Annotated in this window: 6 protein-coding genes and 1 riboswitch; of the genes, 1 reads left to right on the forward strand and 5 read right to left on the reverse strand. The window is 74.0% G+C overall.

Annotation, left to right across the window (positions count from 1 at the left end; genetic code table 11):
• Positions 1-1291, reverse strand: a 1291-nt coding sequence (locus FNX44_RS19915) for a ferredoxin-like domain-containing protein (RefSeq protein ID WP_228450039.1), incomplete at its 3' end; no start/stop codon positions are given.
• 142 nt (positions 1292-1433) lie between these two features.
• Positions 1434-1506, forward strand: a riboswitch (cobalamin riboswitch).
• Between the two features lie 53 nt (positions 1507-1559).
• Between FNX44_RS19915 and cobN the strand changes: the two genes are divergently transcribed.
• Complete coding sequence (gene cobN, locus FNX44_RS19920; protein WP_143649788.1) at positions 1560-5183, forward strand: cobaltochelatase subunit CobN; 3624 nt, start codon at positions 1560-1562, stop codon at positions 5181-5183.
• Between the two features lie 113 nt (positions 5184-5296).
• Here the strand turns inward: cobN and FNX44_RS19925 are convergent, their stop codons facing one another.
• From FNX44_RS19925 to FNX44_RS19940, 4 genes are all read right to left on the reverse strand, one after another.
• Positions 5297-5755 carry a cold-shock protein gene (locus FNX44_RS19925; protein ID WP_153507506.1) on the reverse strand — a complete coding sequence of 153 codons (459 nt, stop codon included), beginning with the start codon at positions 5753-5755 and terminating at the stop codon, positions 5297-5299.
• Between the two features lie 42 nt (positions 5756-5797).
• A complete protein-coding gene (locus FNX44_RS19930; protein ID WP_143649792.1) occupies positions 5798-6604 on the reverse strand; it encodes a nucleotidyltransferase domain-containing protein in 807 nt (268 codons plus the stop codon).
• 19 nt (positions 6605-6623) lie between these two features.
• Positions 6624-7373 carry an SAM-dependent methyltransferase gene (locus FNX44_RS19935; protein WP_143649796.1) on the reverse strand — a complete coding sequence of 250 codons (750 nt, stop codon included), beginning with the start codon at positions 7371-7373 and terminating at the stop codon, positions 6624-6626.
• Positions 7374-7770: 397 nt separating this feature from the next.
• Positions 7771-8362, reverse strand: a 592-nt coding sequence (locus FNX44_RS19940) for an alpha/beta hydrolase fold domain-containing protein (RefSeq protein ID WP_143649794.1), incomplete at its 5' end; no start/stop codon positions are given.

Raw genomic sequence — 8362 nt, forward strand, 5'->3', positions numbered from 1 at the left:
CCCGGCCGGGTGCGCGGTGGGTGACGCGGTAGCCGCCGTCCGGGGTGGCGGTGACGTCGGTCCACTCGCCGCCGGGGTGTCCGCAGCGGCGTTCGCAGCCGGACCAGTGCACGGGTGGCGGCCCCTGGGGCCCGGGGTGGTGCGGTTGCCGCGCGAGCAGGGCGACGGTCGCGGTGGCGTCCGCGCGGACGTCGGTGTGCGACTTGGCGCAGCCGGGCCGCCCGGTGCAGGCGGTGACACCCAGCCAGGAGGAGCCGGGGTCGGTGATCAGGCCCGCGTCGGCGGCGGCGCGGGCCAGGGACTCCGGGTCGCCGGCGCCGGGCAGGACAACGCCGCGCCACGGTGTGACGCGCAGCTCACCGGCGGCCCGTGCCTCGCCGCGCTGGGCGGCGCCTTCGGCGAGGTCGGCGAGGAGTCGCCAGCCGGACGTGCTGATCCTGGCCAGACGGATGAGTACGGACAGCGAGCGGGTGCCGTCCGGCGCGGTCAGTACGCCGGGCGGCGGACCCACCGGTCGGCCGGGCGGGACCTCGGCGGCCTCTTCGGATACGACCGGCGAGACCCGCAGACCCGCCGCACGCAGGTGGGCGGCGAGGGTGTCGGCGGTGGGGCGGTGGTCGTCGGGGAGTTCGCGGACCCGCCAGGCGCCGGTGCCGGAGGCGTCGGAGAGGGAGAGGAAGAGTTCGGCGGCGAGCAGCGCCGCCCGGGGCGCGTCGGCGGCGGGGACCGCGACCGCGCACGCCCCCGCGCCGAGCCGCAGCACGGCGTCCGAGGGCCGCGCGAGCAACGTCACATCCGCGCCGAGGGCGGCGACGTCGCCTCGCCCGTCGTCCAGCGCGAACAGAAAGCGCCCCGAGAGGCGGGGCGCGGATTCGCTTCCGCACAGCAAATCATCGAGAGCGGCGGCCCACTCCCCCACGCGCCCGTGCCCGCCGCCGTCCAGCCCGGCGGCCGGTGAGGCGACGACGTTCCGCACCCGCTCGTGACGGGGCGACGGCAGCAGGCCGACCGCCGCCAGTCGCTCCGCCAACTCGCCCGAGCAGCCGTCTCCGAGGCCGCGCAACTGCACGTTGCCGCGCGAGGTGAGGTCCAGGTGCCCGTCCCCGTACCGCTCGGCGAGGTCGGCCAGCGCACGGGCCTGTGGCACGGCGAGACGGCCGGCGACCAGCCGGACCCTGGCGAGCATCCCGTCATCAGCACTGTGCAACCGCAAAGCACCGGGGCAGGCGTCGCCGCGGTCGCGTGCGGGCACGGCCGGAGGGCTCGGCTCGGTGCCGGGGGTGGTGGGCATGGCGGCGAGCATACGACGGCGTACGGGCCCCGGAGCCCGGAGGTGGGACGTGCCACATCCGGCCCACGCACGCGGGACCGTCCGGCGTACGATGCTCCCCGGCGGGCCAACAGGCCCGTCGACGCCAGCGACGGCGCCATGGGAGGAAGCCCGGTGAGAATCCGGCGCGGTCCCGCCACTGTGAGCCCGGCGAGAGCCGGGTGAGCCAGGAACTCCCGCCGTCACGACCCGCCCGGGGCGCGGAAACCCCGAGGAAGGCCAGACGCGCATGATCCTGCTGCTGTCGACGTCCGACACGGACCTGCTGTCCGCCCGTGCCGCGGGCGGTCCCGTCCCCTACCGGCTCGCCAACCCCTCCCGCCTCCCGCTGGAGGACCTGGACGGGCTGCTGGACGGGGTCGACCTGGTGGTCGTCCGGCTGCTGGGCGGTGTGCGCGCCTGGGAGGAAGGTCTAGAGACGCTGCTCGCGCAGCCGCGTCCGGTGGTGGTGCTCAGTGGTGAACAGGCCCCGGACGCGCAGCTGATGGAGGCGTCGACGGTGCCCGTCGGCATCGCGGCCGAGGCGCACGCGTACCTGGCGCACGGCGGTCCGGGCAACCTCGACCAGCTCGCCCGCTTCCTCTCCGACACCGTGCTGCTCACCGGTCACGGCTTCGACCCGCCGCAGGCCGCGCCGTCCTGGGGCCCGCTGGAGCGGGAGTCCGCCGGACCGGCCGACGGCCCGCTGATCGCGGTGCTCTACTACCGCGCCCACCACATGAGCGGCAACACGGCGTTCGTCTCGTCGCTCTGCGAGGCGATCGAGCAGGCGGGCGGGCGGGCGCTGCCGCTGTACGTGGCCTCGCTGCGCGCGCCCGAGACCGAGCTGCTGGACGAACTCGCCGGTGTGGACGCGGTGGTGACCACCGTGCTGGCCGCCGGCGGCACCCGCCCCGCCGAGGCGCAGGCCGGCGGCGACGACGAGTCGTGGGACGCGGGCGCACTGGCGCGGCTGGACGTGCCGATCCTCCAGGCGCTGTGCCTCACCTCCTCCCGTTCCGACTGGGAGGAGAACGACGAGGGTCTGTCGCCACTGGACGCGGCGAGCCAGGTGGCGGTGCCGGAGTTCGACGGACGGCTGATCACCGTCCCGTTCTCCTTCAAGGAGATCGACGCGGACGGACTCCCCTCCTACGTACCCGACGCCGAGCGGACGGCGCGGGTCGCCGGTATCGCGGTCCGGCACGCCCGGCTGCGGCACGTGCCGAACTCCGAGAAGCGGCTGGCGCTTGTCCTCTCCGCCTACCCGACGAAGCACTCCCGCATCGGCAACGCCGTCGGCCTGGACACTCCGGCCAGTGCGGTGGCGCTGCTGCGCCGACTGCGCGACGAGGGCTGGGACCTGGGCCCGACCAGCGGCGAGGGTGCCGTCCCCGGCCTGGAGTCGGGTGACGGCGACGAGCTGATCCGCGCGCTGATCGACGCCGGCGGCCACGACCAGCAGTGGCTGACCGAGGAGCAGTTGGCCCGCAACCCGGTCCGCGTCCCGGCGGCCGACTACCGCCGCTGGTTCGACGGGCTGCCGGCCGAGCTGCGGGAGTCGGTGGTCGAGCACTGGGGTCCGCCGCCCGGTGAGATGTTCGTCGACCGCAGCCGCAACCCCGAGGGCGACATCGTGCTGGCGGCGCTGCGGCACGGCAACCTGCTGATCGTCATCCAGCCGCCGCGCGGCTTCGGCGAGAACCCGGTGGCGATCTACCACGACCCGGACCTGCCGCCGTCCCACCACTACCTGGCCGCCTACCGCTGGATGGCCAGCGGCCAGGACGAGGGCGGCTTCGGCGCCCACGCGATGATCCACCTGGGCAAGCACGGCAACCTGGAGTGGCTGCCGGGCAAGAACGCCGGCCTGTCGGCGGCCTGCGCGCCCGACGCCGCGCTGGGCGACCTGCCGCTGATCTACCCGTTCCTGGTCAACGACCCGGGCGAGGGCACCCAGGCCAAGCGCCGGGTGCACGCCACGCTCATCGACCACCTCGTGCCGCCGATGGCCCGCGCCGACTCCTACGGCGACATCGCCCGGCTGGAACAGCTGCTCGACGAGTACGCGGCGATCTCAGTGATGGACCCGGCGAAGCTGCCGGCGATCCGCGCGCAGATCTGGACGCTGATCCAGGCCGCCAAGCTCGACCACGACCTGGGCATGGAGGACCGCCCCGACGACGACGGCTTCGACGACTTCCTGCTGCACGTCGACGGCTGGCTGTGCGAGGTGAAGGACGCGCAGATCCGGGACGGTCTGCACGTCCTCGGCGGGGCGCCGACCGGCCCGGAGCGGGTCAACCTGGTGCTGGCCGTGCTGCGCGCCCGGCAGATCTGGGGCGGCACGACCGCGCTGCCCGGGCTGCGTGAGGCGCTGGGCCTGGACGAGTCGGCGGCCACCCGCACCACCGCCGACGAGGCGGAGACCCGGGCCCGCGCGCTGGTCGAGGCCATGGAGGCGGCCGGCTGGGCGCTGGACGCCGTCCCCGCCGTCACCGCCGACCTGCCCGAGGACCAGCGTCAACCGGTCGCGGACGTACTGGAGTTCGCGGCGAACGAGGTCGTGCCGCGGCTGGCCGGCACGGTCGACGAGATCAACCACGCGGTGCACGCGCTCAACGGCGGCTTTGTGCCCGCGGGCCCGTCCGGTTCGCCGCTGCGCGGGCTGGTCAACGTGCTGCCGACCGGCCGCAACTTCTACTCCGTCGACCCGAAGGCGGTCCCCAGCCGGCTCGCCTGGGAGACCGGGCAGGCGCTCGCCGACTCGCTGCTGGAGCGCTACCGCACGGACCACGGCGACTGGCCGCCGTCCGTCGGCCTCTCCCTGTGGGGCACCAGCGCGATGCGCACCTCGGGCGACGACGTCGCCGAGGCGCTGGCGCTGCTCGGCGTCCGCCCGGTGTGGGACGACGCCTCCCGCCGCGTCACAGGTCTGGAGCCGGTGCCGCTGGAGGAGCTGGGCCGCCCCCGGATCGACGTGACGCTGCGCATCTCCGGCTTCTTCCGCGACGCGTTCCCGCACGTCGTCGGCCTGCTCGACGACGCGGTGCGGCTCGCGGCCTCACTGGACGAGCCGGCCGAGTCCAACTTCGTGCGCGCCCACGCCCAGGCCGACCTCGCCGAGCACGGCGACGAACGCCGCGCCACGACAAGGATCTTCGGCTCCCGCCCGGGCACGTACGGCGCCGGGCTGCTCCAGCTCATCGACAGCCGGGACTGGCGCACCGACGCCGACCTCGCCGAGGTGTACACGGTGTGGGGCGGTTACGCCTACGGGCGCGGGCTCGACGGCCGGGCCGCGCACGACGAGATGCGCACCGCCTACAAGCGCATCACCGTCGCGGCGAAGAACACCGACACCCGCGAGCACGACATCGCCGACTCGGACGACTACTTCCAGTACCACGGCGGCATGGTCGCCACCGTGCGTGCGCTGCGCGGCAGCTCGCCCGAGGCGTACATCGGCGACAGCACCCGCCCGGAGACCGTCCGCACCCGCACCCTCGCCGAGGAGACCTCCCGGGTCTTCCGGGCCCGGGTGGTCAACCCGCGCTGGATCGCGGCGATGCGCCGGCACGGCTACAAGGGCGCCTTCGAGCTGGCCGCCACCGTCGACTACCTCTTCGGCTACGACGCCACGACCGGTGTGGTGGCCGACTGGATGTACGACAAGCTGGCGCAGACCTACGTGCTGGACCCGGAGAACCGGGCCTTCCTGGAGGAGGCCAACCCCTGGGCGCTGCACGGCATGGCCGAACGGCTGCTGGAGGCGGAGTCGCGCGGCATGTGGGAGAAGCCCGACCCGGCGGTCCTCGACGCGCTGCGGCAGACGATGCTGGAGACCGAGGGCGAGCTGGAGGGCGACGAGTAACCGGCGCCGTAGACGAGTAACCGGCGCCGCCGGAGTCGCCCACTACACGCGGACGGCCGTCGGACACCTGGTGTCCGACGGCCGTCCGTCCGTTTCTGCGTGACCGTACGCGGTCAGCTCTCCACCCAGCCGTGGTTGCCGGCGAGCTGGATCAGCCGCTGCCGGACCCGCACGATCTGCTCGGCGGTCATCGTCGGCGCCGCGTTCAGCAGCGCCTCCGTCACCTCGTCGCGGTACTCCTTGGCGGTGAGGATGTCGCAGTCGCCCTCCTCGCCGCCCGAGTAGCCGCCGCCCACCGGGCGCTCGGAGGCGCCGCGCTCGACGAGGCGGGCACGCGAGGCCTTCGGCCCCCGGTCGCCCTCCTCGATGTCGAACTCGACGATGGCACCCGTGCTGATCAGGTGCTTGTCCACGTCCAGGTCGTTGACGTGGATGAACACGTCCTCGCCGCCGTCGTCGGGCGCCACGAAGCCATAGCCACGAACCGCGTCAAACCGGATGACCTTACCCTTAACCACTGCCTGTACCGCCAAACATCCGCTACCACAACGAAAGACCCACCTGGGGGTCATCGAGCACCGTACCCGCCCCGGCCACACAACACAACGTGCGGATCACCCGGACGACGCCCGCGCCGCATCCACCGCCTCCGCGCACAGTCCTTCCGCCCGCTCCAGCGCGGCCCGCAGCCGCGCCGGCCGCCCGGCCGGTTCGGACGTGTGGCCGAGGGCGTCGAAGACGTCGTCCACGCCGCGCAGACCGGCCCGGTCCAGCAGCCGCTTCTCGTTGGTGACCCACTCGCCACGCAGGGCGAGCACCGCGTGCGCGGCCTGCGCGGCGGCCACCGCGACGGCGCCCGCGACCTCGGTGCGCGCACCGCGCCGGGCGTGGCCGGCGGCGTAGGAGAGGGTGAGCCGGGCGGCCTCGTACCACTCGCGGCCGGCGCGGGCCCGCAGCGCCTCCGGGTACCCGCCGACGCTCGGCAGCGCGCCGCGCAGCACCCGGTTCACGGCGAGCTCGGCGACGAGCAGATAGGTGGGGATGCCGGCCAGGTGGAACAGCAGCACCTCCCGGCGGTACCGCCCGCGCCGCGCGTCGGCCAGTGCCCGCTCGACGACGTCGAGGTCGCGGTAGTGCACGTCGACCGCGCGGCCCTCGACGGTGAGCCAGGCGCCGCCGTTGAAGACGCCGCCGCCCCAGGCGCCCAGCTCGGAGACCTCCCCGGGCCAGCCCAGCGCACGCAGGTCGGCCGGCTCGAACCGGCCCCGGTAGTAGACGGCGAGGTCCCAGTCGCTCTCCGGGGTGTGGGTGCCCTCGGCTCGCGAGCCACCGAGGGCGACGGCCTCGACGCCGGGCAGGCCGACGAGCCGGTCCGCGATCCGGTCGAGGAACCGGTCCTCGTCGAACTCCGCTGGTTTCAAAGCCGGTTGCTCCCTCGACTCAGGGTTTGCGGGCGACGCCGCACCAGAAGGCGACCTCCTCCGGCTCGCCGCCGCCGGGGAGGGGGTCGGGGCGCCAGCGGGAGCAGGAGACGACGCCGGGTTCGAGGACGTCCAGGCCCTCGAAGAAGGCGGCGACCTCCTCCGGGGTGCGCTGCTTGAGCTTCGGCGTGCCGACCGAGTTCCAGAACGCCACGGCGGCGTCGACGTCCTCAAGGCCCGGCGCGGTGATCGTGTGGGACAGCACGAGGTAGCTGCCCGACGGCACGGCCGCCAGCAGTCGGCGCACGATGTCCCGCGCCTCGTCGGTGTCGGCGACGAACATCGCGATGCCGAGCAGCATGATCGCCATGGGCTGCTCGAAGTCCAGGGTCCTCCTGGCCTGTTCGACGATCGCCTCGGGTTCGTGGAGGTCGGCCTCGATGTAGTCGGTGGCGCCCTCGGGAGTGCTGGTCAGCAGCGCCCTGGCGTGGGTGAGCACCAGCGGGTCGTTGTCGACGTAGACCACGCGGGAGTCGGCCGCCAGCCGCTGGGCGACCTCGTGGGTGTTGTCGGCGGTGGGCAGTCCGGTGCCGATGTCCAGGAACTGCCGCACGCCGAGGTCGGCGCTGAGGTGGCGCACCGCGCGGCCCAGGAACGCCCGGTCCGCGCGCGCGTACTCCAGGATGCCGGGGTGCAGTTCCCGGATCTGGTCGCCGGCGGCCCGGTCGACCTCGTAGTTGTCCTTGCCGCCGAGCCAGTAGTTCCACATACGCGCCGAGTGCGGCACGGTGGAGTCGATCCGGTCCGTGGCAGCCGCATCGGGGCGGGACGTGCCTTCAGCCACCTTGGTCTCCTTGGGGTAGGGCGCGGTTCCCCTCGGCCGGTCGTGGTGCGGTTGTGGTCGGACTCGCGGGGGCGACACGCGGCTTTTCGGCCACCAAACTAACGCTCGGGGCCGGTCGCGGTGGGCTTTTGCAGCTGATCGTGGCCGGTTCCGCCCGGCCGCTCAGGTCAGTTGCACGACAAGCGCGATGACGACGGCGATCAGCAGGGTGGCCAGCGCCATGACCAGACGACGGCCGGGCAGGGGGACACGGATCGTCACGCGGCGTCTCATGTCCCCCAGTGAACCAGCCGGAAGACCCGCCCTCGACAACCGGGTCGGCCTAGACGACCGGGTCGGCGACGGCGCCGACCGGGTCGAGCAGCCAGCGTGCGACGCGGTCCAGGAACATCCTCCCCGTCGGGTTGTCGGGCAGGAGGGTCAGCAGCTGGAAGCCGTGGATCAGCGACTCGTAGCCGTCCACCCGGGTCCGGACGCCGGCGGCGTCGGCGGCCTCCGCGAAGCGCACGCTGTCGTCGAGCAGCGCCTCGCCCGTGCCGACGGCGAAGAGCAGCGGCGGCAGCCCGCTCGGGTCGCCGTGCAGCGGGGACTGCGGGGCGGCGTCCGGACGCGCGTCGCCGAGGTACTGCCCGATGAGCCGGGTGAGCATCGACCGGTCCACCCCCGGGTCGTGCACACGGCCGTTGGTGTCCACGGACGCGCCGCTCACACTCAGGTCGGTGACCGGGGAGAGCAGCGCGACGCTCGCCGGTGGCGGGGCCTCCTCGTCACGGAGGAGTTGCAGGGCCGAGAGGACAAGCGCGCCACCGGAGGACTCGCCGATCACGGAGATCCGCTCGGCGGGCACCCCGTGGCCGAGCAGCCACCGGTAGGCGGTGAGCACGTCGTCCAGCGGGGCGGGGTAGGGGTGTCGG

Origin of the sequence: Streptomyces alkaliterrae (assembly GCF_007097205.2) — a bacterium.
Lineage (GTDB): Bacteria > Actinomycetota > Actinomycetes > Streptomycetales > Streptomycetaceae > Streptomyces > Streptomyces alkaliterrae.

What these genes read in the sequence shown, in the direction of transcription:
- cobN (WP_143649788.1), top strand. Translation starts at nt 1,560, where the DNA reads ATGATCCTGCTGCTGTCGACGTCCGACACGGACCTGCTGTCCGCCCGT.
- FNX44_RS19925 (WP_153507506.1), bottom strand. Translation starts at nt 5,755, where the DNA reads ATGACCCCCAGGTGGGTCTTTCGTTGTGGTAGCGGATGTTTGGCGGTA.
- FNX44_RS19935 (WP_143649796.1), bottom strand. Translation starts at nt 7,373, where the DNA reads ATGTGGAACTACTGGCTCGGCGGCAAGGACAACTACGAGGTCGACCGG.